31 protein-coding genes and 4 tRNA genes are annotated in these 22,695 nt (G+C 69.9%); 7 read left to right on the top strand and 28 right to left on the bottom strand.

Annotated features, from left to right (window positions below; genetic code table 11):
* Nucleotides 1–11: 11 nt before the first annotated feature.
* The 4 genes from ACFQRI_RS09660 to rplJ form a co-directional block, all read right to left on the bottom strand.
* Nucleotides 12–800: an MlaE family ABC transporter permease gene (locus tag ACFQRI_RS09660; RefSeq protein WP_380666790.1), complete on the bottom strand. Its 789-nt coding sequence runs from the start codon at nucleotides 798–800 to the stop codon at nucleotides 12–14.
* Nucleotides 797–2,056: an ABC transporter ATP-binding protein gene (locus ACFQRI_RS09655; protein WP_380666788.1), complete on the bottom strand. Its 1,260-nt coding sequence runs from the start codon at nucleotides 2,054–2,056 to the stop codon at nucleotides 797–799. Before ACFQRI_RS09655 ends, ACFQRI_RS09660 begins: the two co-directional genes overlap by 4 nt.
* A 269-nt stretch (nucleotides 2,057–2,325) precedes the next feature.
* Nucleotides 2,326–2,715 carry a 50S ribosomal protein L7/L12 gene (gene rplL / locus ACFQRI_RS09650; RefSeq protein WP_380666786.1) on the bottom strand — a complete coding sequence of 130 codons (390 nt, stop codon included), beginning with the start codon at nucleotides 2,713–2,715 and terminating at the stop codon, nucleotides 2,326–2,328.
* 115 nt (nucleotides 2,716–2,830) lie between these two features.
* Nucleotides 2,831–3,349 (bottom strand): 50S ribosomal protein L10, encoded by a 519-nt coding sequence (gene rplJ, locus ACFQRI_RS09645; protein ID WP_380666784.1) that lies wholly within the window; start codon nucleotides 3,347–3,349, stop codon nucleotides 2,831–2,833.
* Nucleotides 3,350–3,630: 281 nt separating this feature from the next.
* Between rplJ and ACFQRI_RS09640 the strand changes: the two genes are divergently transcribed.
* Nucleotides 3,631–4,440 carry a hypothetical protein gene (locus tag ACFQRI_RS09640; protein WP_380666782.1) on the top strand — a complete coding sequence of 270 codons (810 nt, stop codon included), beginning with the start codon at nucleotides 3,631–3,633 and terminating at the stop codon, nucleotides 4,438–4,440.
* A gap of 61 nt (nucleotides 4,441–4,501) precedes the next feature.
* Here ACFQRI_RS09640 and rplA read toward each other — a convergent pair whose 3' ends face one another.
* The 12 genes from rplA to ACFQRI_RS09580 all read right to left on the bottom strand — a co-directional run bounded on the left by rplA (nucleotide 4,502) and on the right by ACFQRI_RS09580 (nucleotide 13,167).
* Nucleotides 4,502–5,206, bottom strand: coding sequence for a 50S ribosomal protein L1 (gene rplA / locus ACFQRI_RS09635; protein WP_380666780.1), 705 nt, complete (start codon nucleotides 5,204–5,206; stop codon nucleotides 4,502–4,504).
* Nucleotides 5,207–5,298: 92 nt separating this feature from the next.
* Nucleotides 5,299–5,733 carry a 50S ribosomal protein L11 gene (gene rplK / locus ACFQRI_RS09630; RefSeq protein WP_380666778.1) on the bottom strand — a complete coding sequence of 145 codons (435 nt, stop codon included), beginning with the start codon at nucleotides 5,731–5,733 and terminating at the stop codon, nucleotides 5,299–5,301.
* Between the two features lie 160 nt (nucleotides 5,734–5,893).
* Nucleotides 5,894–6,748, bottom strand: a complete 855-nt coding sequence (nusG, locus tag ACFQRI_RS09625; RefSeq protein WP_380666776.1) for a transcription termination/antitermination protein NusG — start codon at nucleotides 6,746–6,748, stop codon at nucleotides 5,894–5,896.
* A gap of 78 nt (nucleotides 6,749–6,826) precedes the next feature.
* Nucleotides 6,827–7,222 carry a preprotein translocase subunit SecE gene (gene secE, locus ACFQRI_RS09620; RefSeq protein WP_380666774.1) on the bottom strand — a complete coding sequence of 132 codons (396 nt, stop codon included), beginning with the start codon at nucleotides 7,220–7,222 and terminating at the stop codon, nucleotides 6,827–6,829.
* A 31-nt stretch (nucleotides 7,223–7,253) separates the two neighbouring features.
* Nucleotides 7,254–7,326: transfer RNA gene (locus tag ACFQRI_RS09615), tRNA-Trp, on the bottom strand.
* 316 nt (nucleotides 7,327–7,642) lie between these two features.
* The gene (locus ACFQRI_RS09610) at nucleotides 7,643–8,068 is read right to left on the bottom strand and encodes a MaoC family dehydratase (RefSeq protein WP_380666772.1); all 426 of its coding nucleotides are present in this window, start codon (nucleotides 8,066–8,068) and stop codon (nucleotides 7,643–7,645) included.
* Nucleotides 8,065–8,514 carry a MaoC family dehydratase N-terminal domain-containing protein gene (locus tag ACFQRI_RS09605; protein WP_380666770.1) on the bottom strand — a complete coding sequence of 150 codons (450 nt, stop codon included), beginning with the start codon at nucleotides 8,512–8,514 and terminating at the stop codon, nucleotides 8,065–8,067. The genes ACFQRI_RS09610 and ACFQRI_RS09605 overlap by 4 nt, the downstream gene beginning before the upstream one ends.
* 126 nt (nucleotides 8,515–8,640) lie before the next feature.
* Nucleotides 8,641–8,805, bottom strand: a complete 165-nt coding sequence (gene rpmG / locus ACFQRI_RS09600) for a 50S ribosomal protein L33 (RefSeq protein WP_380666768.1) — start codon at nucleotides 8,803–8,805, stop codon at nucleotides 8,641–8,643.
* Between the two features lie 63 nt (nucleotides 8,806–8,868).
* Nucleotides 8,869–8,944: transfer RNA gene (locus ACFQRI_RS09595), tRNA-Met, on the bottom strand.
* A gap of 105 nt (nucleotides 8,945–9,049) precedes the next feature.
* Nucleotides 9,050–9,122: transfer RNA gene (locus tag ACFQRI_RS09590), tRNA-Thr, on the bottom strand.
* 137 nt (nucleotides 9,123–9,259) lie between these two features.
* Nucleotides 9,260–11,878: a putative bifunctional diguanylate cyclase/phosphodiesterase gene (locus tag ACFQRI_RS09585; RefSeq protein WP_380666766.1), complete on the bottom strand. Its 2,619-nt coding sequence runs from the start codon at nucleotides 11,876–11,878 to the stop codon at nucleotides 9,260–9,262.
* Nucleotides 11,879–12,195: 317 nt separating this feature from the next.
* Entirely contained in the window at nucleotides 12,196–13,167 is a 972-nt protein-coding gene (locus ACFQRI_RS09580; protein ID WP_380666764.1) for an alpha/beta hydrolase, read from the bottom strand.
* Between the two features lie 28 nt (nucleotides 13,168–13,195).
* Here ACFQRI_RS09580 and ACFQRI_RS09575 point away from each other — a divergent pair, with 28 nt between their 5' ends.
* The gene (locus ACFQRI_RS09575; RefSeq protein WP_380666762.1) at nucleotides 13,196–13,612 is read left to right on the top strand and encodes a TIGR03668 family PPOX class F420-dependent oxidoreductase; all 417 of its coding nucleotides are present in this window, start codon (nucleotides 13,196–13,198) and stop codon (nucleotides 13,610–13,612) included.
* Nucleotides 13,613–13,621: 9 nt separating this feature from the next.
* On the opposite strand, the gene ACFQRI_RS09570 is transcribed toward ACFQRI_RS09575, so the two are convergent.
* Nucleotides 13,622–13,870, bottom strand: a complete 249-nt coding sequence (locus ACFQRI_RS09570; RefSeq protein ID WP_380666760.1) for a hypothetical protein — start codon at nucleotides 13,868–13,870, stop codon at nucleotides 13,622–13,624.
* Nucleotides 13,871–13,951: 81 nt separating this feature from the next.
* Between ACFQRI_RS09570 and ACFQRI_RS09565 the strand changes: the two genes are divergently transcribed.
* Both ACFQRI_RS09565 and ACFQRI_RS09560 read left to right on the top strand, forming a co-directional pair.
* Nucleotides 13,952–14,260: a hypothetical protein gene (locus tag ACFQRI_RS09565; protein ID WP_380666758.1), complete on the top strand. Its 309-nt coding sequence runs from the start codon at nucleotides 13,952–13,954 to the stop codon at nucleotides 14,258–14,260.
* A gap of 75 nt (nucleotides 14,261–14,335) precedes the next feature.
* A tRNA-Tyr gene (locus ACFQRI_RS09560) sits at nucleotides 14,336–14,420 on the top strand.
* Between the two features lie 145 nt (nucleotides 14,421–14,565).
* On the opposite strand, the gene ACFQRI_RS09555 is transcribed toward ACFQRI_RS09560, so the two are convergent.
* From ACFQRI_RS09555 to ACFQRI_RS09520, 8 genes are all read right to left on the bottom strand, one after another.
* Complete coding sequence (locus ACFQRI_RS09555; RefSeq protein WP_380666756.1) at nucleotides 14,566–14,919, bottom strand: hypothetical protein; 354 nt, start codon at nucleotides 14,917–14,919, stop codon at nucleotides 14,566–14,568.
* Nucleotides 14,916–15,092 carry a hypothetical protein gene (locus ACFQRI_RS09550; RefSeq protein WP_380666754.1) on the bottom strand — a complete coding sequence of 59 codons (177 nt, stop codon included), beginning with the start codon at nucleotides 15,090–15,092 and terminating at the stop codon, nucleotides 14,916–14,918. Before ACFQRI_RS09550 ends, ACFQRI_RS09555 begins: the two co-directional genes overlap by 4 nt.
* A gap of 234 nt (nucleotides 15,093–15,326) precedes the next feature.
* Nucleotides 15,327–15,629: a hypothetical protein gene (locus ACFQRI_RS09545; RefSeq protein ID WP_380666752.1), complete on the bottom strand. Its 303-nt coding sequence runs from the start codon at nucleotides 15,627–15,629 to the stop codon at nucleotides 15,327–15,329.
* A 101-nt stretch (nucleotides 15,630–15,730) separates the two neighbouring features.
* On the bottom strand, nucleotides 15,731–16,030 hold the full coding sequence (locus tag ACFQRI_RS09540; protein ID WP_380666750.1) for a hypothetical protein: 300 nt from the start codon (nucleotides 16,028–16,030) through the stop codon (nucleotides 15,731–15,733).
* The gene (locus ACFQRI_RS09535) at nucleotides 16,023–16,361 is read right to left on the bottom strand and encodes a hypothetical protein (protein ID WP_380666748.1); all 339 of its coding nucleotides are present in this window, start codon (nucleotides 16,359–16,361) and stop codon (nucleotides 16,023–16,025) included. Before ACFQRI_RS09535 ends, ACFQRI_RS09540 begins: the two co-directional genes overlap by 8 nt.
* 96 nt (nucleotides 16,362–16,457) lie before the next feature.
* Nucleotides 16,458–16,838 carry a hypothetical protein gene (locus tag ACFQRI_RS09530; protein WP_380666746.1) on the bottom strand — a complete coding sequence of 127 codons (381 nt, stop codon included), beginning with the start codon at nucleotides 16,836–16,838 and terminating at the stop codon, nucleotides 16,458–16,460.
* A 122-nt stretch (nucleotides 16,839–16,960) separates the two neighbouring features.
* The gene (locus tag ACFQRI_RS09525) at nucleotides 16,961–17,362 is read right to left on the bottom strand and encodes a hypothetical protein (RefSeq protein ID WP_380666744.1); all 402 of its coding nucleotides are present in this window, start codon (nucleotides 17,360–17,362) and stop codon (nucleotides 16,961–16,963) included.
* Nucleotides 17,363–17,762: 400 nt separating this feature from the next.
* Nucleotides 17,763–18,371, bottom strand: coding sequence for a TetR/AcrR family transcriptional regulator (locus tag ACFQRI_RS09520; protein ID WP_380666742.1), 609 nt, complete (start codon nucleotides 18,369–18,371; stop codon nucleotides 17,763–17,765).
* Between the two features lie 53 nt (nucleotides 18,372–18,424).
* Here ACFQRI_RS09520 and ACFQRI_RS09515 point away from each other — a divergent pair, with 53 nt between their 5' ends.
* A complete protein-coding gene (locus tag ACFQRI_RS09515) occupies nucleotides 18,425–18,922 on the top strand; it encodes a GNAT family N-acetyltransferase (RefSeq protein ID WP_380666740.1) in 498 nt (165 codons plus the stop codon).
* Between the two features lie 78 nt (nucleotides 18,923–19,000).
* Here the strand turns inward: ACFQRI_RS09515 and ACFQRI_RS09510 are convergent, their stop codons facing one another.
* The 3 genes from ACFQRI_RS09510 to ACFQRI_RS09500 all read right to left on the bottom strand — a co-directional run bounded on the left by ACFQRI_RS09510 (nucleotide 19,001) and on the right by ACFQRI_RS09500 (nucleotide 21,086).
* Nucleotides 19,001–19,417 (bottom strand): hypothetical protein, encoded by a 417-nt coding sequence (locus tag ACFQRI_RS09510; protein WP_380666738.1) that lies wholly within the window; start codon nucleotides 19,415–19,417, stop codon nucleotides 19,001–19,003.
* Nucleotides 19,418–19,593: 176 nt separating this feature from the next.
* Nucleotides 19,594–20,070, bottom strand: a complete 477-nt coding sequence (locus tag ACFQRI_RS09505) for a hypothetical protein (protein ID WP_380666736.1) — start codon at nucleotides 20,068–20,070, stop codon at nucleotides 19,594–19,596.
* On the bottom strand, nucleotides 20,067–21,086 hold the full coding sequence (locus ACFQRI_RS09500) for an NAD(P)H-dependent flavin oxidoreductase (RefSeq protein ID WP_380666734.1): 1,020 nt from the start codon (nucleotides 21,084–21,086) through the stop codon (nucleotides 20,067–20,069). Before ACFQRI_RS09500 ends, ACFQRI_RS09505 begins: the two co-directional genes overlap by 4 nt.
* Nucleotides 21,087–21,216: 130 nt before the next feature.
* Between ACFQRI_RS09500 and ACFQRI_RS09495 the strand changes: the two genes are divergently transcribed.
* Together ACFQRI_RS09495 and ACFQRI_RS09490 are read left to right on the top strand one after the other, a co-directional pair.
* Nucleotides 21,217–22,065: a LysR family transcriptional regulator gene (locus ACFQRI_RS09495; protein WP_380666732.1), complete on the top strand. Its 849-nt coding sequence runs from the start codon at nucleotides 21,217–21,219 to the stop codon at nucleotides 22,063–22,065.
* Nucleotides 22,066–22,176: 111 nt separating this feature from the next.
* Nucleotides 22,177–22,668, top strand: a complete 492-nt coding sequence (locus ACFQRI_RS09490) for a YajQ family cyclic di-GMP-binding protein (RefSeq protein ID WP_380666730.1) — start codon at nucleotides 22,177–22,179, stop codon at nucleotides 22,666–22,668.
* Nucleotides 22,669–22,695: the final 27 nt, after the last annotated feature.

The following is a 22,695-nucleotide window of genomic DNA, read 5'->3' as shown; positions in this document are numbered from 1 at the left end:
CCCGGTGCCCGTCACATTCCCTTTGGCGGCACCAGCTGCAGGTACAGCGTGGTGAGGATGAAGTTGACCGCGAACAGCAGCAGGAAGGTGATCACCACCGACTGGTTCACGGCATCACCGACGCCCTTCGGGCCGGGCGGTGGGTTCAGGCCCCGGTAGGCGGCCACCACACCCGCCAGGAACCCGAAGATCAGCGCCTTGAGCTCGCTGATCCACAGGTCCGGCAACTGCGCGAGGGCGTTGAAGCTGGCCATGTAGGCGCCTGGCGTCCCGCCCTGCATGATCACGTTGAAGGTGTAGCCGCCGACCACGCCGACGACGCTGACCATGCCGTTGAGCAGCACGGACACCAGCATCGCGGCCAGCACTCGCGGCACCACGAGGCGCTGGATCGGCGAGACGCCCAGCACCTCCATCGCGTCGATCTCGTCGCGGATCTTGCGCGAGCCCAGGTCGGCGCAGATCGCCGAGCCACCGGCGCCCGCGATCAGCAGCGCGGTCACGATCGGGCTGGCCTGCTGGATGATCGCCAGCACGCTGGCCGCACCGGTGAACGACTGCGCGCCGATCTGCCTGGTCAACGAGCCCAGCTGGAGCGCGATGACCGCTCCGAAGGGAATCGAGACCAGGGCCGTCGGCAGGATCGTCACGCTGGCGATGAACCAGCACTGCTGGATGAACTCGCGGATCTGGAACGGGCGGGACGGGAAGGCCCGCACGATGTCCAGCCCCAGCGCGAACAGGCGGCCCGTCTCCCGCAGACCACCGGCGCCGGGGAAGCGCGCCTGACCTGTGCTCACTGCTCACCCCGCTTGCGGCCGAACCAGCGCTTCTTCGGCTCGCCGGCCGAGTCCTCCTCAGGCCGCAGGCCACCCGGCCAGGCGGGCTCCTCCTGCTGCTGGCCGCGCGGGTAGGGCGTGGGCTTGCCCTGCTGCGGAGGCGGCGGAGCCGCGGGCTGCTGCGGAGCGCTCCGGGGCTGCTGCGAGGGCTGCGCCGGGCGCGGCGGCTGCTGCTGCGGCGCGGGCTGCGGCGAGCGCTGCGAGGCGCCCTGCGGCCAGCCACCCGTGGCCGGGGTCTGGTAGCCGTAGAGCGCCAGCTCCTCCGGGGTCAGGCTCTTGAGGATCTCCTCCTGCGCGGTGGGGCTCAGGCTGCGCAGCTGGTTGAGCACCCGGTCCTTGCGGCGGCGCACCGCGGCGCGCTGCGGCAGGCCGGGCGAGACGTCGAGCTGCGGCATCATCGGCGGCACGGAGGCCTCGCCGTTGCGGGCGAGCTCGGCCTCGACCACCGCGGTGTCCTTCTCCTCGGTCATCCCGATCGGTCCGTCCGGACGACCGTTGAGGAACTGCACCACGGCCTTCTCGTCGGAGGTCAGCAGTACCTCGCGCGGCCCGAACATCTCCAGGTTGCGGCGGTAGAGCATGCCGATGTTGTCCGGAACGGTCCGCGCCGTGTTGATGTCGTGGGTCACGATCAAGAACGTCGCATCGGTCTGCGCGTTCAGGTCCACGATCAACTGGTTGAACAGCGCGGTGCGAACGGGGTCCAGACCGGAATCCGGCTCGTCGAACAGAATGATCTCGGGATCGAGCACCAGCGCGCGGGCCACACCGGCGCGCTTGCGCATACCGCCGGAAATCTCACCCGGAAGCTTGTCCTCCGCTCCGATGAGACCCACCATCTCCATCTTCTCGAGCACCACGTCCCGAACCTCGGATTCGGACTTGCGGGTGTGCTCGCGAAGCGGGAACGCGATGTTGTCGAAGAGGTTCATCGAGCCGAACAGCGCGCCGTCCTGAAACAGCACGCCGAAGAGCTTGCGAACCTCGTAGAGGTCGCTTTCCGAGCATGTGCAGATGTCGGTCCCGTTGATCACGACCTTGCCCTGCTCCGGCTTGAGCAGACCCACCAACGACTTCAGGAACACCGACTTGCCGGTGCCAGAAGGGCCGAGCAGCACGCTGATCTCGCCGCTCGGCAGCGTCAGCGACACGTCTCGCCAGATGGTCTGCGCGCCGAAGGACTTCGACAGCCCGTCGACAACCACCTCGACGCCCATCCTCGAACCTCCGCGTCTTCGCGATTTGCAACCGACCAGGGCAAGCCCCGGAATAGCACCCTTGCATATGTGACGCGATTAACGAAGGTAGGTGGCGTCACACCTGTGCAACGAGTGCGCCGCCACATGGTTACTCGCCAGTTCACCAGAAATCCAGGGGCCCCGGGATATGCCCGAAAAAAGCGACTCCACTTCCCGCAATGCAAAAGAGAACGGGCACCCGCCGTCGCAGCGAGTGCCCGTTCTCTAACAGAACGTGAGTCAGTGGCTCACTTGATGGAGATGGAAGCGCCGGCGGCCTCCAGCTTCTCCTTGGCCTCGTTGGCCTTCTCCTTGTCGACCTTCTCCAGGATGGCCTTGCCGGACTCCTCGACCAGCTCCTTGGCCTCCTTCAGGCCCAGGCCGGAGACGACCTCGCGGACGACCTTAATGACCTGGATCTTCTTGTCGCCGGCACCGTCGAGGATGACGTCGAACTCGTCCTGCTCCTCCTCGGCCGGGGCGGCCTCGCCACCGGCGGCCGGGACAGCGGCGACCGCGGCCGGGGCGGCGGCGGTGACGTCGAAGGTCTCCTCGAACTGCTTCACGAACTCCGACAGCTCCAGGAGGGTCATCTCCTTGAAGACGTCCAGCAGCTCTTCGTTGCTCAGCTTCGCCATGACAGGCGTCCTTTCTGATCAAGACCGGGGCACCGGCGGTGTCCCGGATGTGTTGTGGAACGAGCGGGACTCCCCGGACCCGACCGGCCGCGGCCGGCGGCGGGCTCGGGAGGTCTTACTCGTCGCCCTTCTTGTCCTTGAGGGCAGCGGTCATCCGAGCCACCTGGGACGCCGGGGCTGCGAACAGCGCGGCGGTCTGGCCCATCTTGGCCTTCATCGCACCGGCCAGCTTGCTCAGCGTGACCTCGCGCGAGTCGAGGTCGGCGATGCTCTCGACCTCGTTCACGGACAGCGCGCGGCCGTCCATGTACCCGCCCTTGACGACGAGCGCCTTGTTGTCCTTGGCGAACTGCTTGATCGCCTTGGCCGCGTCGACCGCCTCGCCCTCGACGAAGGCGATCGCGGTCGGTCCGACGAACAGGTCATCGAGACCCTCGATGCCCGACTGCTCGGCGGCACGCTTGACCAGCGTGTTCTTCGCGACACGGTAGGTGACGTCCGGCCCGAGCGCGCGCCGCAGCTCAGTGATCTGAGCCATCGACAGCCCGCGGTACTCGGTGATGACGGCAGCGCTGGAGTTGTTGAACGCCTGCGCGATCTCGTCGACCGCCTCGACCTTTTCGGACTTCGCCATGTCGCCTCCTCTCTGTATCCGACTGTGGTGACCCATCCAGTCAGTCGGTCCTGAGACGACGAAACGCCCCGGCGCAGGGCAGCACGGGGCGTGAAAGATCAGGAGCGCGCACGCGGGCGCGCATCTCGCAAAGCCTCGTCCCTCCTGCGCGGGCCGCCCGCATCTGCGGGACCTTAGTTCCCCGGGGAACCCGGAGAAGACCAGCGGTCTTGGGTGGAACCAGCGACCAGAGTACACGACCCGCGAGCGGGCCTTCGCGGGGGTCGCCCGGGAGCGGGCCCGTGACCTCGCGCACCGGCCCGGGCATCATGGTCGTCGTGGGTGATCAGCAGGAGCCGCGCAAGCAACCGCCCGAGGTGATCGACGGCGAGGTCGTCGAACCCGAGCCCGGCAAGGAGGTGGCTCGCGGCGGCGACGGCGCGACACGAACCGACCGGCCGCCGCTCGGGCTGGAGGGCACCGACGACAGCGAGTACCAGGAGTTCCTGGAGTTCAAGCGGTTCAAGGAGTGGCAGGCCGCCAACGGCGGGCAGCCCCCGAAGACCGAGGCCAGGCCCTGGTGGAAGAAGGCGCTCGGCCTGCTGCGCTACAAGGCGATCCGCCGGATCCTCTACCTGCTCGTCGCCCTGCTGCTGCTCAACTGGGCCTACAACCACTACTTCGGCTCCAGCGACCGCGCCGACGAGGCCGACCCGGTGCAGGCCCACCGGGACCACCTGCACACCAACCCGATCCGGCAGACCAAGCCGATGAACGCCGTGCGCACCGTCTACGACGCGCTGGCCACCGAGCCCGGCACGGTCTGCGAGAAGTTCACCCCGCAGGGCCGGGCCGGCTTCGCGCGCGGCAACAACGCCCCGGACTGCCAGGCCGCGGTGAACGCGATCACCGCGCAGATCACCGAGCCGATGCTGTTCAAGAACCCGAACTTCACCGGCGCGGCCCTCGACCACGCGCAGCAGGACGACGTCACCATCCGCGGCTGCGACACCCAGGTCACCGGTGGGCCGAACCTCGGCGACTTCGAGCTGCACCGCCAGCCCACCGGCGGCTGGGTGATCGTCTCGCTCACGCCGGCGGGGCCCTGCTGAGCCCGGACGCGAAGAAGGGCGGGTGCGCGAGGCACCCGCCCTTCTCGTTTCGCGCCTGAGATCAGGCGGAGGCGACCTTGGTGATGCTCGGGTCGACCGGGATGCCCGGGCCCATGGTCGTGGTGAAGGTGACCTTCTTCAGGTACTTGCCCTTCGAGGCCGACGGCTTGGCGCGCAGGACCTCGTCCAGCGCCGCCGCGTAGTTCTCCGCGAGCTTGGCGGTGTCGAAGGACACCTTGCCGATGATGAAGTGCAGGTTGGCCTGCTTGTCCACGCGGAAGTTGATCTTACCGCCCTTGATGTCCGCGACCGCCTTGGTGACGTTCGGAGTGACGGTGCCGGTCTTCGGGTTCGGCATCAGGCCGCGCGGGCCGAGAACCCGCGCGATCTTGCCGACCTTGGCCATCTGGTCCGGGGTGGCGATAGCCGCGTCGAAATCGAGCCAGCCGCCCTGAATGCGCTCGATGAGGTCTTCGGAACCAACCGCGTCCGCGCCGGCGGCCTCGGCCTCAGCGGCCTTGTCGCCGGTGGCGAACACGATGACGCGGGCAGTCTTACCAGTGCCGTGCGGCAGGTTCACGGTGCCGCGGACCATCTGGTCTGCCTTGCGGGGGTCGACGCCCAGCCGCAGCGCCACCTCGACGGTGGCGTCGTAGTTGACCTTGGCGGTCTTCTGTGCGAGCTCGGCCGCCTCGACCGGGGTGTAGAGCCGAGTGCGGTCGACCAGCTCGGCCGCCTGCTCGTATGCCTTGCTGCGCTTAGCCATTGCTGTCCCTTACGAATGTGGATCAGTTGTGGTTGGTCGGGCTGCGCTCAAGCCCTCCCACAGCCTCGTGCCGGGTCGCCCCGGCCGACGGCTCAGTCCTCGACGGTCAGGCCCATCGACCGAGCGGTGCCGGCGATGATCTTCGCGGCCTGGTCGATGTTGGTGGCGTTGAGGTCCGTCATCTTGGTCTCGGCGATCTCCTTGACCTGGTCCATGGAGACCTTGCCGACCTTGTTCTTGTGCGGCTCGCCGGAGCCCTTCTGCACGCCGGCGGCCTTGAGCAGCAGCTTCGCGGCCGGCGGGGTCTTCAGCTTGAAGTCGAAGGACCGGTCCTCGAACACGGAGATCTCGACCGGCACGACGTTGCCACGCTGGTTCTCCGTGGCCGCGTTGTAGGCCTTGCAGAACTCCATGATGTTGACGCCGTGCTGACCAAGCGCCGGACCGACCGGCGGCGCCGGGTTGGCTTGACCGGCCTGGATCTGCAGCTTGATGATCCCTGCCAGCTTCTTCTTCTTGGGCGGCATGTTTGCTTCCTGTGTCTTCGCTATCCGATTGCTCGGTCCCGCCCGGGTCGGGCGGAACCGATTTCGGCGGTACCACGAGACGGTGGCATCGCCCGCTGCTGCGCGCGGCTCCTGCCAGATCCGCGCGCAGCCCGCCGCGCTCCCGCGGACGGGAGTGCGGTCAGAGCTTGGAGACCTGGTCGAACGAGAGCTCGACCGGGGTCTCGCGGCCGAAGATCGACACCAGCACCTTGAGCTTCTGGGCGTCGGCGTTGACCTCGTTGATGGTGGCGGGCAGCGTCGCGAACGGCCCGTCCATCACCGTGACGGACTCGCCGACCTCGAAGTCGACCTCCACCGAGGGCTTCGCGGCGGCCGGCTCGGCCGCGGCGGCCTTCTTGCCGGTCTCGGCCTTCTTCTCCTCGACCTGCGGCGCGAGGAACTTCAGCACCTCGTTGATGGTCAGCGGCGAAGGCTTGGACGTGGCACCCACGAAGCCGGTGACGCCCGGCGTGTTGCGCACCGCGCTCCAAGAAGCGTCGTTGAGCTCCATCCGCACGAGGATGTAGCCGGGCAGCACCTTGCGCTGCACCATTTTACGCTGGCCGTTCTTGATCTCGGTGACCTCTTCGGTCGGCACCTCGACCTGGAAGATGTAGTCCTCGACGTCCAGCGTCTGGGCGCGGGTCTCGAGGTTGGTCTTGACCTTGTTCTCGTAGCCCGCGTACGAGTGGATGACGTACCAGTCGCCCGGGGCGCGGCGCAGCGCGGTGCGCAGCTCCTCGACCGGGTCCACCTCTTCTTCCTCGGCGGACTCGTCGGCCACCTCGCCCGCGGCGGCTTCGCCCTCGGCGTCCTCGCCTGCGGTTTCGTCGCTCGATGCGGTGTCAGCGGCCTCGGACTCGGCAGCCTCACCGGCAGCGTCCGAGGAATCGACTGCGTCGACCGAGTCAGCGGTCGCCTCGGCTTCGGCAGCCTCGGGCTGCTCCTGCTCTTCGGTGAGGCCGGTGGATTCCTGGCCCTCGGGGGAGGTCACAGTCGGACTCGCTTCCTCTCGTGCGTTGCGTGCCGGGTCGTGCAGTTCCGCCGCCGGCACCTAGGCGGGGCCGGAGGTTCAGCCGGAGCCGAACAGCCAGGCCACACCCTTCGCGAAGAGCACGTCCACACCGGCCACGAACGCCACCATGATGCTGACGAACACCAGCACCACGAGCGTGTAGGTCGCGAGGTTCTTGCGCGTCGGCCAGATGACCTTGCGCAGTTCTGCGACGACCTCACGCAGGAAGCGCCCGATCTTGCGGAACGGCGAAACCCGACCCTGCCGGCCGTCCCGCGACGGGGTGGGCCGACCTTTCGACTCAGTTGTGCGCGTCGAGCCGGAACCCGACTCCTGCGAGCGAGCCTTGCGGCCGCTCGAACGGGCGGAGGCGCGGCGCTCGCGCCGCGCCGCGGCGCTGGACGGACGAGCTTCCTCGTTGCCGCCCTGCCCGTGCTCGCGGTCCTCGCTCACGCCCAATCCTCCGCTCACCGTCGCATCGACGCAGGGGTGACAGGACTCGAACCTGCAACCTGCGGTTTTGGAGACCGCTGCTCTGCCAATTGAGCTACACCCCTCTGCGGCCCGTGGAGCCCGACCGCAACTCGGGACACCCGGAACCGGCCCTGGAACCTCGTTCCAAGGTGTTCGGGCATCCCAAGTTCGAAAGTGTACGGCACACCGCTGAGCCGCCTCCAACGGCACCCCCCGCAAGTCCGCCATGAACGACTTCTCCGCAGGTCGGGTGTTGTTCACCGGCGTGTCGAGTGCCGAAGAACACGCCGCAACCCCGGCCGGACGATCATCCGACCGGGAAAACGGCAAGAACCGGCGTCCCCAAGATCACCCGTCCGGTCGACCGCGCCGAACCGCGGCGCCCCGGGGTCGGGCGGCTCATCCGGGCAGGCGGACGGTCGCCGAGGCCCCGCCCAGCACGCCCTGGTCGGCGCTCTTGGCGGTGATGGCGACCTTCACCGTGCCGTCGTCGTTGATCTTCGAGACCTTGCCGGAGAGCTCCACGGCGGCCCCGGTGCCGTCGTCCGGGACCACGACCGGCCGGGTGAAGCGCACCCCGTACTGCACGATCGCGCCCGGGTCACCGGTCCAGCGGCTCACCAGGCGTCCCGCGACGGCCATGGTGAGCATCCCGTGCGCGATCACGTCGGGCAGGCCCACCTCGGTGGCGAAGCGCTGGTTCCAGTGGATCTCGTTGAAGTCCCCGGAGGCACCCGCGTAGCGGACCAGGTCGACCCGCCGCAGCGGCACGCTCAGCGGCGGCAGCTGGTCGCCCACCGAGACCTCGGACAGCCGGACGCTCATGCCTCTTCCCCCCTGACGACCAGCATCGAGGTCGCGGTGCACACGGCCTCGCCCTCGACGGTGGCGATCTCGGCGCGGACGGTCAGGAAGTCGTTGCCCGCCCGGCTCTTGATGTCCTCCACGTGCGCGACGGTGGTCAGCCGATCCCCGGCGCGGATCGGCCGGTGGTGCGCGAAGTCCTGCGAGCCGTGCACCACGCGGCTGTAGTCCAGCCCCAGCTTCGGGTCGCCCACGATCTGGCCCTGCGCGCCCATCGACAGGATCACCGCGAACGTCGGCGGGGCGATCACGTCCGGGTAGCCGGCGGCCCTCGCCGCCTCCGCGTCGCGGTGCAGCGGGGAGTCCTCGCCGACGGCGTCGGCGAACTCCCGGATCTTCTCCCGGCCCACCTCGTAGGGCTCGGTCGGCGGGTACTCACGTCCAATGAATGACTGGTCAAGCGGCACGGCGGGCAGCGTACCGGGGACCGCTCCGCGCGCCTGCGCCGAACCGCCGCACCGGCCCCCGGAAAGGCGAGAGCCCGTCCCCTGCGAGCAGGGAACGGGCTCCGGATGCCTGTGCGACCGCTGATCTCAGCGGGTCTCCTTGTGGACCTTGTGGGTGCCGCAGTTCATGCAGAACTTCTTCATCTCCAACCGGTCCGGGTTGTTGCGCCGGTTCTTGTTGGTGATGTAGTTACGGTTCTTGCACTCCTCGCACGCCAGCGTGATCTTCGGGCGAACATCGGTGGCTGCCACGGGGATGCCTTTCTCTCTCGGTCGTCTACAACGGTTCGCTGGAGATCCGTGCGAACCCGTGACTGGTAGCGGTGGCCGGACTTGAACCGACGACACAGCGATTATGAGCCGCTTGCTCTACCGACTGAGCTACACCGCCATGCCGAGGCCTGTGGTGCACGCACCGTCGACCTCAAGCGACGCAGGATATCCCACGCAAAACAGCCACGGCACCCAGTTTACCGAGCACCGCAGCTGTCTTTCGAGCCCCAATACGGAATCGAACCGTAGACCTTCGCCTTACCATGGCGACGCTCTGCCGACTGAGCTATTGGGGCGTGCCCTCTCTTGCGGAGCGATTAGAACTTTACACACCCGCCGAGGGGCCGCGAACAGGGGGGTCCCGTTCCGGTGAAGCAGCAGGTCGATCCCGGTTTTCGGACCGCGCGGCCGCTGGATCCGGCGAGCAGCGGGCTCAGTGCAGGAGTGTGAGGACGGTCTCGCTCCGGGCGTCGATCTCCCGCTTGGTGCGCGCCTGCAGCCACGCCTCGAAGCGCTCCTCGGACAGCGGCCGCGAGATCAGGTAGCCCTGGGCCACGTCGCAGCCCATGTCGACCAGCTGATCGCGCGAGACGTCGTCCTCGACGCCCTCGGCGACCACCGCGAGGTCCAGCGAGTGCCCGAGCTCGACGATCGTGCGCACCACGGCGAGGTCGGACAGGTCGGTCCCCATCCCGAGCACGAAGCTCTTGTCGATCTTGACCTCGTCCACCGGCAGGTGCCGCAGGTAGGCCAGCGAGGAGTAGCCGGTGCCGAAGTCGTCCACGGCCAGCACCACGCCCATCGTGTGCAGCCTGCGCAGCACCGGCAGCGAGCGCTCCTCGGCCATCACGCTGGACTCGGTGAGCTCCAGGGTCAGCAGCTCCGGCGGGATGTCGTGGCGCTGCAGCGCGTCGGCGACCCGGTCCGGGAAGGTCTCGTCGGCGAGGTTGCGCACCGAGAGGTTCACCGCCACCGACATCCGCATCCCGCGGTCCAGCCACTCCCGGATCTTGACCAGCGCGCACTCCAGCACGAACGCCGTGAGCGCGTCGACCAGGCCGGTCGCCTCCACCACCGGGATGAACTCGTCGGGATCCAGCCGCCCGTACTCCGGGTGCGACCAGCGGACCAGCGCCTCGGCGCCCACCACCTGCCTGCCCGGCAGCGCCACCTTCGGCTGGTAGTGCACCTCGACCTGACCGGAATCGATCGCCTGCCGGAACTGGGTGACCAGCTGGAAGCGGCGCAGGAACACCTGGCCCATGGCGGGCGCGTAGCAGCGCACCCCGTCCTCGCCGTTGCGCGCGGCGCGCACCGCCACGTCGGCGTGCTGCAGCAGGGTGTCCACGTCGGCCTCGGCCTCGCCGTCGCTGGGCGCCGAGGAGGCGTACCCGGCCACCGCGCCGGCCTCCACCACGATCCGGTCCAGCGGGTAGGGCTCGGAGATCACCTCGCGCAGGTGCTGGGCGACCTCGTGCGCCTGCGCCTCGGTGCGGTCCAGCAGCAGCACCGCGAAGGAGTTGGCCTCCAGGCGGGCCAGCGGCGCGCCGCCGAGCACCTCGCGCATCCGCTGCCCGGCGGCCACCACCATCCGGTCGCCCCAGGTGTAGCCCAGCGCCTCGCTGACCGTGGTGAGCACCTCCAGGTCGATGCGCAGCACCACCGCGGTGCGGCCCTGGCGCAGCTCCTCGCCGCCCATCTCGCGGAAGCCGGTGCGGTTGAGCAGGCCGGTGAGCGGATCGTGGTAGGCGTCGTGCCGCAGCCTGGCCAGCAGCCTGCGGTTGTCCATCGCGGTGGCCAGGTGGCTGGCCAGGGTGTGCAGCAGCCGCACGTCGGCGCGACCGAAGCCGCGCCACCGGCTCACCCGGTCGTGCACCTCCACGGCGCCGAGCAGCCTGCTCGCACCGCGCAGCGGCACGACCAGCGCCTCGTAGGCGCCGCGCTGGCGCAGCGCGTTGCGGACCTCCTCGGGCGCTTCGAGGCTGCGGAAGGAGCGCACGTGACTCCCGGGCAGCTGCAGCAGCGGGTCGTCGCGGAGCGCCGCGGGCGCGGCTTGCACGGCCTGCTCGGGCATCGGCTCCCCGGCGACCAGCGTGATCACCTCGCCGCGCGGGTCGAGGCGCAGCCGCAGGACCACGCGGGTGGCGTTGAGCTGCTCCTGGATGCGCTCCGCGACCGGTTCCCACTCGGCCAGCGAGATCGCCTGGTCCGGTCCGACCGGATCCGGGGTTCCCTGCCCGGAGCGGGCCACGCTGAGGCTGACGTCGCTGAGGGCCTCCAGATCGCGCTGCTCGCGCAGCAGGTCGGAGTAGGCGCGGTAGAGACCGATCACGGCCACCGCGACCAGGCCGACCAGCAGCCAGCCCCACGGCGTGCCGATGGCGACCTCGTAGCCGATCAGCCCGACCGAGGTGTTGAGCAGGCCCACGGCCAGGGTGCGGCCGGCCAGCCGCGCGCCCGCGGCGACCTTCATCGCCCCGCCCAGCACGGTCAGCGCGGCGAGCGCGAAGCCGCAGCTGATCAGCGGGGAGGTCAGGGTGCCCAGCACGGGGCCGAACCAGTCCGGGGCGGTCTGCTGGAAGGCCTGCTTGACCGCGCCCGCGACCGCGAACGGCACGGCGATCTCCAGGCACAGCACGCCGGCGTTGTAGACCACGTGGGTCGCCGCCCGCCTGCCGATCTGGGCGCCGAGCCCGGCGATCAGGTTGGCCGCCAGCACCACCTCGAACGGCGCGGTGAGCAGGCCCAGCAGCAGGGGGATCTCGGTGAACGAGATCGTCCAGCCGACCCGCTTGACGTCCACGTCGATGGTCAGCTGCTCGGCCAGCAAGAAGCCGATGGCCAGCAGCGGACCGATGAACAGCAGGTCGGAGTCGTAGCGGAACGGCAGCGCGTTGGACGCCACGATCGAGATGACGACACCCGCGATCAGGGTCGCCAGCGAGAAGCAGGTGAACAGGCGCCGCCTAGGGGGTTCGACCTCCATGCGCACCGGGGGCCTGGTCGGCTCCAGGTCGGCATCCGGGCCGAGGGAGCGATGGCGCTCGATCATCCACGCTCCTCCCCGCGAGGCGATACGGGCGTACCACATATGTCCGTCCGCCGATCGTGACGCACGCGGACACGGATGACCAGGGGCCAACGACGGCCCGGGCACCGCCCAGATACCCCGAACGGGTACACCCTATTGGCGGATGCTCCCTGATCACTTTCGGTGAAGGGCCCGTCTACCTGCGGAGACGGTATCCGCCAAGCAGGACCAAAAGCTTTACTTCTGCTAACGACGAGGGCCTCGGCACATTGTGAGGATGCCCGCAGCAACGAAACCGGCCGGACACGGAAGGTGATCGGACTAGGCACAACGTGTCATCATTGGATGTCGAATTCATCCAGAAAGTCACGTACAGCACGGTCCAGGTCGGCCAGCCCGGACTCCTCCACCGGCAGGTGCCCGGCCCCGCGCAGGCTCGCCCACCGCGTGGGCGAGCCGATCCGGCCGAAGAAGCCCTCGGAGAGCTTCGGCGGGGTCCAGCGGTCCTCCTCGGGGTGGGCGAGCAGCAGCGGTCGGTCGAAGCCCTCCGGCTCGACCGCGGGGCGTGCCTGGAGGCAGCTGCGCGCGAAGCCGAGCGAGAGCCAGCCGCCGCCGGCGAGCCGGTCGGCCCACACCAGGTTCGCGTACTGGGTGTGGTTCGAGATCGCGGCGATGTTGACCAGCCAGTGCACCGGCACCCGCGACATGGTGAGCGGCCCCCTGGCGAGGTCGAGCACCCGCGCCAGGCGCACCATCTCCGGCCTGGCCGCGAGGGTTCGGCGCACCTCGTCGCGGCTCGGGTCCACCAGGCAGGTCGCGATCACCCCGGCGACCTCGGCGCGCGCAGCCGCGTCGTAGGCGAGCCGGCCGCCGGTGCTGAAGCCCAGCAGCACGATCGGCCTCGGGTCGCGGGCCCGCTCCTCGCGGACGAGGTCCCGGACGCAGCGGATCCAGTCCCGGTAGGTCCCGCCGGACGCCCCGGCCCCGGAGAGCCCGAAACCGGGCAGGTCGGGGGCGATGAACTCCAGATCCGCCAGGGCGGGCAGCCGCCCGTAGGGCGCCAGCATCCGCCCGTAGCTGCCGACCCCGTGCAGCGCGATCACCTTCGCGGGCGCGTCCGGGCGCGCGACCCGGTCGAGGTGCACCAGCGATCCGCGCCACCGCCACCACTGCTCGGCTGGCGCGTTGTCCGCGGCCACGCGCAGCGATCCGGGGAAGAACTCCTGGTAGCGCTGCCAGTGGTGCTGTTCGCGGTAGCCGGGGCCGGCGTCGGTGGCGGACCCTGGGGGCGATGGGGCGTTGAAAGCCACACCTCGAACATACGGAGTGCGAGCGACGATGCGCATCAGCCATCAGCAGGCACGCGCCCGGTTCGCCGAGGCCCGCACGGCCCATCTGGCCACGGCGGGCACCGATTCGGTCCCACATCTGGTGCCGGTGGTGTTCGTCACCGTCGGCGACCGGATCGCCACCGCCGTCGACTGGAAGCCGAAATCGGGCCGGCGGCTGCGGCGGCTGACCAACATCGAGGCGAACCCGCGGGTCGCGCTGCTCGTCGACCACTACGACGAGGACTGGAGCCGGCTGTGGTGGGCCCGCGCCGACGGCTCGGCCGAGGTCCACGCCCCGGAGGCCCGGCCGGAGCTGCGCTCCGCGCTGATCGAGAAGTACCCGCAGTACCAGCGGGAACCGCCGACCGGCGAGCTCATCGTGGTCGAGGTGACCAGGTGGACCGGCTGGAGCGCCACGACCTGAGGTCGCGCGTCAGTCCCACCGGCTGTCGAGGCGAAGCGTCTCGGACTCGAAGTCCAGCGACCCGCCGCCGGACTCGCGCTCGTCGTCCTTGACCACCTCGACGTAGGCCAGCTGATCGAGCTGATGCTTGGCGCCAGCGCTGAACAGGCCCTCCACGCCCAGCGCGACCCCGGCGGAGCGCAGCGGCTCGGGCCGCGCGCCCTCGGCGGCGCGCTTCTCCCAGCGGCGCCGCGCGCGTCCCGCCCGATCGATGGCCATGCCGCCAGGCTATCCCGCCGAACCCGCGCGACACCCGACCATCGGCGGGAACCCGACGATCCGCGACGTAGGTTGAGGCCCGTGGCAGACCCGTACTTCGTCCAGATCGCGACGTCCGATCTCGCGGAGCTCGACCGCGCGCTGGAGCTCCTCGGCGAGCGCGCGGACCTCAACCACCGCTACCGCAAGATGCTCGACGAGTCCCGCGACCAGCTCGCCCAGCCGGAGATCCGCCTCACCCAGGCCCGCGGCCTGGCCAAGAGGCTCATGGTGCTGCTCAAGGCAGCGGGCGCCGACTTCCCCGAAACGCTGCCGGAAACCCTCCGCGCCGAGCTCGACGCGGGACGGCGGCGCGCGGACTCGCTGGTGTTCCACCCGGAAGAAGGATGACCCCGACCCCCTTCGCAGCACGCGCCCGAGCGGTATGTATGCTTTTTCCCGCAAGCCAGCGAGGCTGGCGCGCACGCCGGGTTGCCCGAGCGGCCAAAGGGAGCTGACTGTAAATCAGCCGGCATTGCCTTCAGAGGTTCGAATCCTCTACCCGGCACCAGCAGGAAGAAGACCCCGTGACCAGCGAGTAAGCGGTCACGGGGTCTTTGCTTTGCAGTCCGGCTGTGTCCGGTGCCGTCCGGCCGTGTACGGCTATCCACGCCGAATACACGCCGAAATCCATCGGGCTCTGCTCAGTGCTTGTTTCACCCGTTCGCGAGCTGGCTGTTCGCCAGCGTCCAAGCATTTCGCGTGGACCCGGAGCAGCACGCCCACGTTGTGGCCGGCCCACTCGGCGACGCGAGTCGCTTCGACCCCCGCCGTTGAGCCACGTCGACACCGAAGCGTGCCAGCGCCAAGAGTGGGCGACTGGACGGTAATCCTCGGAATGGAGCACCTGGTTTCTGATCTTGGCCGGGTTGCCCCAGCAGCGAGGTCAGCAGCTCCCGCGCCGTGGCCCGAGCCCGGCGGATGAGGTGTCGCGCCGACACCAGCACGGCGATCAGCAGCGCCACGGCGAGCACGCCGACGATGATCAGGCCGATGGTCGCTTCGCTCATTGGAGCCGGTCCTCGTACCGGCGGATGGTCAGGTAGACCGCTGCACCGGCGGCGAGGAACACGAGGACTTCGGTGGGTTGGGGTAGTCGGTCGAGCCCCGCGGGGGCCAGTAGTAGTCCGGTGAGGGCGCAGACTGCGGCGATGCGCAGCGCCTTCGGGTGTCGTGGCTTCACGGCCGATCACCCCACCGGAACACGGCGCGCAGATTCGCCCGTCCCTGACGCCACGACCCGGCGATATCTAGTGGTGGATGGCCCACTAATGCCACGGCGAACCAGGCGAACCGAACCGGACCGGGCCACAGCGGCAGCATCCCACCGAGCCACATCGGCGGTAAGAACCCCAACTGCATGGCACGTTCCCAGCGTTTCGATGTCGGCCCGGACTTCCACCAGGTTCGGAGGCGCTTAGTCATCGTTGGTTGGCGCGCGTTGCATGAGGATGTCGATCCAGCGGTGGCCTGCTTCGCGGCGGGCGCGTGCCCAGAAGGTCCACACGATGTTGCTGATGATGACGCCGCAGGCGAACAGGGCCATGATGGTGTAGGCGGTGGCGGGTGCCATTTGCTGCCGGGGGCCGTGGACGGCGGTCTGGATGATGATGGTGAGGGCGAAGGGAGCGCCGACGCAGGCGATGGTGAGGTAGTAGGCGCGTTCCCACCGTTTCCACGCGGGCCCGGTTTGCCACCAGGCGCGGAGCCGCTCGATCATCCTGCTTTCCCTTCTGGGTCATACCGGTCGCCTCGGCCGGTTCGGAATACCCGCATGACGTACCTTTTCGTGGCGGGCTTGCATGACTCCGGGTTGTGGCATCAATTCATCGTCAAACCACCAGAAGAGGTGTCGCGCCAGCGGTGGCCTGCTTTGGCGCGAGCCTGCGCGTAATTGATCCACACGACGCCGGTGATGATCGCGGCGCAGCCTAAGACGGAGAAGAGGTTGTCGTGGACGACCTTCGGGAGTAGCGACTGTTCCGCCTCGTGAGTGGTGGTGTAGTTGAAGATCGTGATGGCGTATAGCACGCCGACACAGGTCACGGCGAGGCAATGCGCTCGTTGCCATCGTTTCCATCTCGGCGCGGTCCGCAACCAGTTGCGGAACCGTTCACGCATCCCGATCACCCGGAGCGGCACGTCGTTCTCGACGACGTGCCAGCACGTAGCCGCTGCCGGTCACGATCGCGATCAGCGTTGCCGCGCTGTATCCGGCCAACCGGACAAGATCAGGGCTCCACGGAAATCCTCCGACCAGCATGGCCGGAAACCAGAGCAGTTTCCCGGACCACTCCCACCGTTTCGGCTGCGTTGCTTCCGCCCATGCTTGGCGCATCGGGCGGCGATTTGGTGATCGCCAGGCGCGCACCACCGCGAACACCGTGAGCCCCACCAGGAACAGTCCGAAGGTGCTCAAGGCGATGACCGCGACGATTTGATCCCTACTCATCCCGATCACCTCGCCGGAGACGGGCGCATCGCACACCGGCCGCACACTGCGGCGACCAGAGCCAGCACGGCGACCACGCCGGACAGCATCGGGTGGTCACTGCCGCCGATGGCGACGGCCCCGTAGCTGAGTGCGACCAGTCCACAGCCGTTCGCGGTCAACATGAGACGTGCCCGCCCATCCATCCCGGCCACCCCGGCGGAAGACTCGTGTGATGTCCTGCTTCTTGGCGCGCCGGAACGGTGCTCGCTGTTGCAGGCGCAGTAGCGCCGCGTCGCGCAGCACGGTTCCGGTGATCGGCCGACCGGCGCGGCGGTGTGCGCGCAGCCCGCGCATGACCAGCAAGGCCCATACACCCACAGGGCCAGTCAGCGCGGCGCCCAGAGCCGGGAAGAGGACTCCTGCGATCGCAAGCACGAGGACGCCGTCGACGAGGGCGTCACGGACGCGGATGCGGCGGTCGAGGTTCCGGTTCACGGCGGGGATCGTGAAACGTTTTCGTGATCATCGGCAAACGAGTCAGGCACGGAGTGTGGGGCAGGCCATGCTCACAACGCTGCGGTGCTGCTGCCGGTGCACAGCCGGGCGCCGCGGGTTATTCACCGCGCACGCCGCCCTGGCCCCGAACCGCTCGGCGTTACCCACAGCTGGTTTTCGAACGCCGTGCGCAGCTGCTCCACCTGATCCAGCGGCAACGCCGCACTCTTGTTCCGCGTCCGGCAGCGCTCACACCACGACGGCCGGTTCGACGTGCCCGCCAGCCGGTCGAGCAGTTCCTCCGCCGTCATCCGATATGCCGGACCCTGGCGGTGAATCATCTTGCAGTCGTCGAAGTGCAGGATGAGCCCGTTGGTGCTGCCCCGGGCGACGAAGCGGGCCGGAGGATGCACCTTGCCGCGCAACCGGTAGCGGTCCAGCAGCCTGTCGAGTTCGCCCTCGAACTGCTCGGCCTGGTCGGCGGGGAGGTGCTGGAACACGTCCACGCGGAAGTGAGCAGCCATGCCCGGCGACGATGCGGGCGACAACACGACGACAGGCGTGGCGCCCCTGATCAACGTGATGTGGGCCGCAGATCAACCAGACGCGCTCCGCAACGTCTCATTCCTGTCCCCGGGTGGCCCGGGTCCGTGCACGGGGCGGACCGGACCGACGGGGTGGGCTGCACGATGGCAGGCGACAAGCGCCTGCGAGAACCGCTTCGCAGACGCTGGCCTTCAGAGGTTCGCATCCTCTACCCGGCACCACGGGAAATCGGCCCCCCTGATCAGCGCGTAAGCGGTCAGGGATCGATTCGCGTTGTCCGGCCACCTCGTCAGCGGCGTGGCGCCGGGGGGGTTGCGTTCGACTTCGTGGAGCGACTCCTGGGCCTTTTGAGCCCCCGCGGGTTGCTTCCTCTCGCGGTCAGGAGCTCGCTCCGGCTGCGCTGGCCGCGCGCAACATCTCCAGCTGGGCTTGGACCGCGGCGGTGGCGCGTTGCTCGTCGCCGGTGGCCAGCAGGTCCAGCAACGCCCCGCGCAGCACCGCCAGGACCAGCGTGCGCTGCTGGTGGCCGGCTTCCGTCGCCCGGTGCTGCGGTGGTTGGGCGGCGGCCAGGACGGCCAGCCAATCGTCGACGGTGGATAGGGCGAAATCGCCCCAGGGGCCGCCCGGTTCGACCAGGGATCGGCCGTAGGCCTCGACCCACAGAGTCAGCAGCGGGCGGTGGGAGGAGTCGGCCAGCCAGGACCAGATTTGCTCCGCAGCCACTTCCAGGCCCACCGGGCGGTGGCCGTTGAGAGCGTTCAGCCGCTCCAGCAGCGCCAGCTCGTCACTCCTGGCTCTGTCCAGCAGCGCGCGGACCAGGCCGTCCTTGCTGCCGAACAGGTACAGCAGCACCCGGGGACTGGAGCCGATCGCGGAAGCCAGCGGTCGCAGCGACAGCTCCGCGATCCCGCGTTCCAGGGCGTACTGGTAGGCGCGTTCGAGGAGGTCGAGCTGGCGCGCTGATGGGGGTGGTTTCTCGCCGGCCACGGCGTTACCGTAGCAGCACTGAAACAGTCGTGTCAGTGGAAAGGGTGCCTCCGATGGCGGCCAACGAGACGCGGGTGCGACTGCGTCCGCTGAACCGAGCCGGCGACCTCGGCTGGGTGGTTCAAGCGCACGGCGAGGTGTACGCGGACCAGTTCGGCTGGGACACCAGCTTCGAGGCGCTGGTGGCCCGCATCGTCGCCGACTACGCCGCCGAGCACGACCCGCAGCGCGAGGCGGCGTGGATCGCCGAGGTCGACGGCCGGCGGGCCGGGTGCGTGTTCTGCGTGGCCGCCGACGCGCACACCGCCAAGCTGCGCACCCTGCTGGTGCTGCCCACCGCCCGCGGCCTCGGCGTGGGGTCCCGATTGGTGGACGAATGCCTGCGCTTCGCCGCGGCGGCCGGCTACCGGACGATCACGCTGTGGACCAACGACGTGCTGGTCTCGGCACGCCGAATCTACGAGGCCGCCGGGTTCACGCTCGTGGAAGAGGAACCTCACCACAGCTTCGGCCACGACCTGGTCGGCCAGAACTGGATCCGCGCGCTCTGACCTGCGCGTCCCAGCTGCCCCAGCCGCCAGGCACGACCTGGGACCCGGCCGTCGGTGCTGAGCGGCCTGCGAGAGGTGTCAGGGGTGCGGCTGGTGGTGCCGGTTGAGGGCGCGTTGCAGGGCTGCGGCGAGGACTCCCGCCGCCGCTCCCCAGATCGCGTTGACCGCCAGGGTGGCGAGGACGCCAGCGCCCCACGGCGTGGCCAGGGGTCCTTGGAGCTGGCCCGTCAGCAGGACGGAGCCGACCGCGCTCAGCACCACCGCTAGCACGGCGTAGATCAGGCCCGCGGCCACGAGCGTGCGCACCGGGTGCCGCACCCGCGAGAGCCCCACCACCGCGATCCACACCGCCGAGATCACCGCGGTGGCCACGAGCGGAGCAGCCGGCTCGCCCAGGGCGTCCATCACCCCGGCCATCGACAGCAACGGCCGGACCAGGGCGAACGCCCCCAGCAACAGGGCCAGGCGCCAGGAGACCTCGTTGAACCGAGCCATGCCGCCAGCTTCGCCGAGCCGAACCTCCCGGACATCCGGCAGCACCCCGACTTCCACCCCGAGATGCGGCGGTCACCGGCCGGACGGTCCGGTGCGGGACGACCACGACTCGGAAGCCGAGCTCGGCGCTCCGGAACCGCGCGGCACGTCGTGAGGCTCCCCGGCCCGCACCGCCATCAGGCGACGCGGCGGTGCGCTCTCCAGCCGTGCAGGGCCGCTGCGGGCGTGCCGAGCAGCAGCGGTCCGGCGATCCACGCCAGCAGCCCGCTGCTCACGCCCGACGAACCGGTGATCGCGAGCAGGAGGACGAGTCCGCCGAAGAGCGCGACGACCGCGGTCTCGAACCGGACGAGACGGCGAACACCCGCCAGCGCGGCCACGCCGAACCCGGCACCGAAGACCGCTCCGAGAGCGGTCCCCGTCGGCACGGCGACCAACCCGGCCACCGAGGCCAGCCCCAGGAATCCCGACGAAATCGGTGCGGCGCCCGCACCGCCCCAGATCCCGATCAGGATTCCGCAGACCAGCCCCGCGCCTGCGCCGATCCAGGCCCCGTCGACGGTGCTCCGCAGCAGGACGGCTCCCCCGCGCGCGCTCGCGGGCTCCAGCTCCCGCGCGCACGCGAGCCCAACCGTCGGCGGACGCGTCCTCACAGGTCCTGAGCCAGGCGGGCGAGGGTTTCGGCGGCGGGCTCGACGCGGGCTTCGCGGTGACCGGTGCCCGCCCAGAGGTGGATCCGGTCGGTGTCGCCGGAGGCCGTCGCCGCCTTGCGCAGCGGGCTCGTCAGGTGGTGCAGCGCCGGGTAGGCCGTGGGGGCGCTCGGCTCGTAGCTGTCGATGAAGCGGTTCCGCAGCGCGCGGGCCGGTCGGCCGGTGAACGCGCGGGTGACCACGGTGCTGCCGAAGGCGGGATCGACCAGCGCCGCCCGGTGCGGCGCGGAAGCCCCGCTCTCGCGGGTGCGCAGCAGCGCGGTGCCGACCACCACGCCCTCCGCCCCGGCCCGGACGGCGGCGGCGACGTCCGCGGGCCCGCCGATCCCGCCGGCCGCCAGCAGCGGGAGGTCGGTGACCGCGCGGACCTCGCCGATCAGCTGCGGCAGCGGGAGCTCGGGCGGGTTCTGCGCCGGGGTGAGGGTCGCGGAGTGGCCGCCCGCCGCCGCCGACTGCACGACCAGGGCCTGCGCCCCGGCCTCCGCGGCCAGCCCCGCCTCGTTCGGCGAGGTCACCGTCTGCACCACGAGGGTCCCCGCTTCGCGCAGCTGGCCGATGACCTCCCGGTCCGGGAGCCCGAAGGTGAACGACACCACCGGGACGGGGTCGGCGAGCAGCAGCTCGACCTTGGCCCGCCAGTGGTCGTCGTCCTCGACGGGCTCGTCGGGCAGCTGCACGCCGAGCTGCTCGGCCTCGCCGAGGAGCTGCTCCCGGTACGCGCGGTAGTCCGCGGTCGAGACTGGCACCGAGTTGGGCGCGAAGAGGTTCACCCCGAAGGGCACACCCTCGGCGCGCACCGCCGCGATCTGCTCGGCGAGGGCCTGCGGCGTCTTGTACCCGCCGGCGAGGAACCCCATCGAGCCCGCCTTGCCCGCGGCGACGACGAGCTCGGGGGTGGAGGGCCCGCCCGCCATCGGCGCGGCGAGCACGGGTGCGGTGATGCCGAGTTCGGTGAGCAAGGCTGTCCTCTCGATCGGGGCGCTGGTGCCCACGACGCTAGGCGGCCGCAGCGGGCTTGTGAAATGCCCGCTGCGCTGGTTGTATGCCCGCCGGGCATAGCAGCTGGCGAGAGGGGCCCGACTCGTGGAGGTGGAGCTGCGTCACATCCGGGCGTTCCTCGCGGTGGCCCGTCGCGGTTCGTTCACCCGCGCCGCCGAGGAGCTGCTGATCACGCAGCCCGCGCTGAGCCGCACCGTCGCGCAGCTGGAGGAGGTCCTCGGCGTCGAGCTGGTCGACCGCTCCGCGCGCCGGATCGGCCTCACCGGGCCCGGTCAGGAGTTCCTGCCGCACGCCGAGCAGATCATCGCCGCGCTCGACCGGGGCATCGCCGCGGTCCGCAAGGACCTCGCCGTCCGGCTCGGCTTCAGCTGGCTGCTTCCCGACCCCTGGGCGCAGCGCGCGATGTCCGGCTTCGAGGCCGACGTCGGCTCGTCGGTGACCCTCGTGCGCTGCGACGACCTGCTGCAGGCCCTGCGCGAGCGGGCGGTGGACGTGGCCCTGGTGCGCGGCCCGATCCGGCACGCCCCGAAGACCGCCCGAGCCGTCCACCTCTACGACGAGACCCGCGTCGCGGTGTGCTCGGAGAGCAACGCCCTGGCGCACCGGGAACGCCTGAACTGGACCGAGGTGCCGTCCTGGCCGCTGGTGGTCAACACGCGCAGCGGCACGACCGGACCGTGGTCGTTCCCGCCGGGCGAGGGCCCCGAGCAGGTGATCGAGACCGGGAACTTCGACGAGTGGCTGGAATCGGTGGCCGCCAACCGGGGCATCGGCGTCGTCCCCGAGGTCGCCCGGCGTCGGATCAGCCACCGCGCCGTCCGCTTCCTCCCGCTCACCGGAGCCCCGTCCAGCCCGGTGCACCTGGTCCACCTGCCGGGCCACCGCGGGCACCTCCTCGACCGCTTCCTGGAGGCCGCCGTCGCCGCGGCCGCCCCTTGAGCGGCGCGCGCTCGCGGTTCGCCGGTTTCGGGCCGTTGCCCGGTCGCCGCCGGGAGCGGGCCGGTAGCGTGTCGGGGAGACTCGTCAGCTGGTTAATGGGAGGTAGGAGCGGTGGCTAATCCGTCCTTCGACGTGGTCAGCAAGGTCGATCACCAGGAGGTGGACAACGCGCTGAACCAGGCGGCCAAGGAGCTCGCCAACCGGTTCGACTTCCGCGGCACCGGGACCAAGATCTCCTGGGCGGGCGAGGAAGCCGTGCTGCTGGAGTCGGAGACCGAGGAGCGCTGCAAGGCCGCCATCGACGTCTTCAAGGAGAAGCTGATCAAGCGGGGCATCTCGCTGAAGGCGCTGGACATGGGCGAGCCCACGTCCTCCGGCCAGGTCTACAAGGCCTCCGGCAAGCTCGTGCAGGGCATCTCGCAGGACATCGCGAAGAAGATCTCCAAGAAGATCCGCGACGAGGGCCCCAAGGGCGTGCAGGCGCAGATCCAGGGCGAGAGCCTGCGGGTCTCCGGCAAGAAGAAGGACGACCTGCAGGAGGTCATCTCGCTGCTGAAGTCCTCGGACTTCGACGTGGCGCTGCAGTTCGAGAACTACCGGTGAGCAGGCGCGCGACGCCCTGCGCAGCGC

It is taken from the genome of Saccharopolyspora griseoalba, assembly GCF_042665275.1.
In the GTDB taxonomy this organism is placed as follows: domain Bacteria; phylum Actinomycetota; class Actinomycetes; order Mycobacteriales; family Pseudonocardiaceae; genus Saccharopolyspora; species Saccharopolyspora griseoalba.
This window is presented reverse-complemented; position numbering and strand designations above follow the sequence as displayed.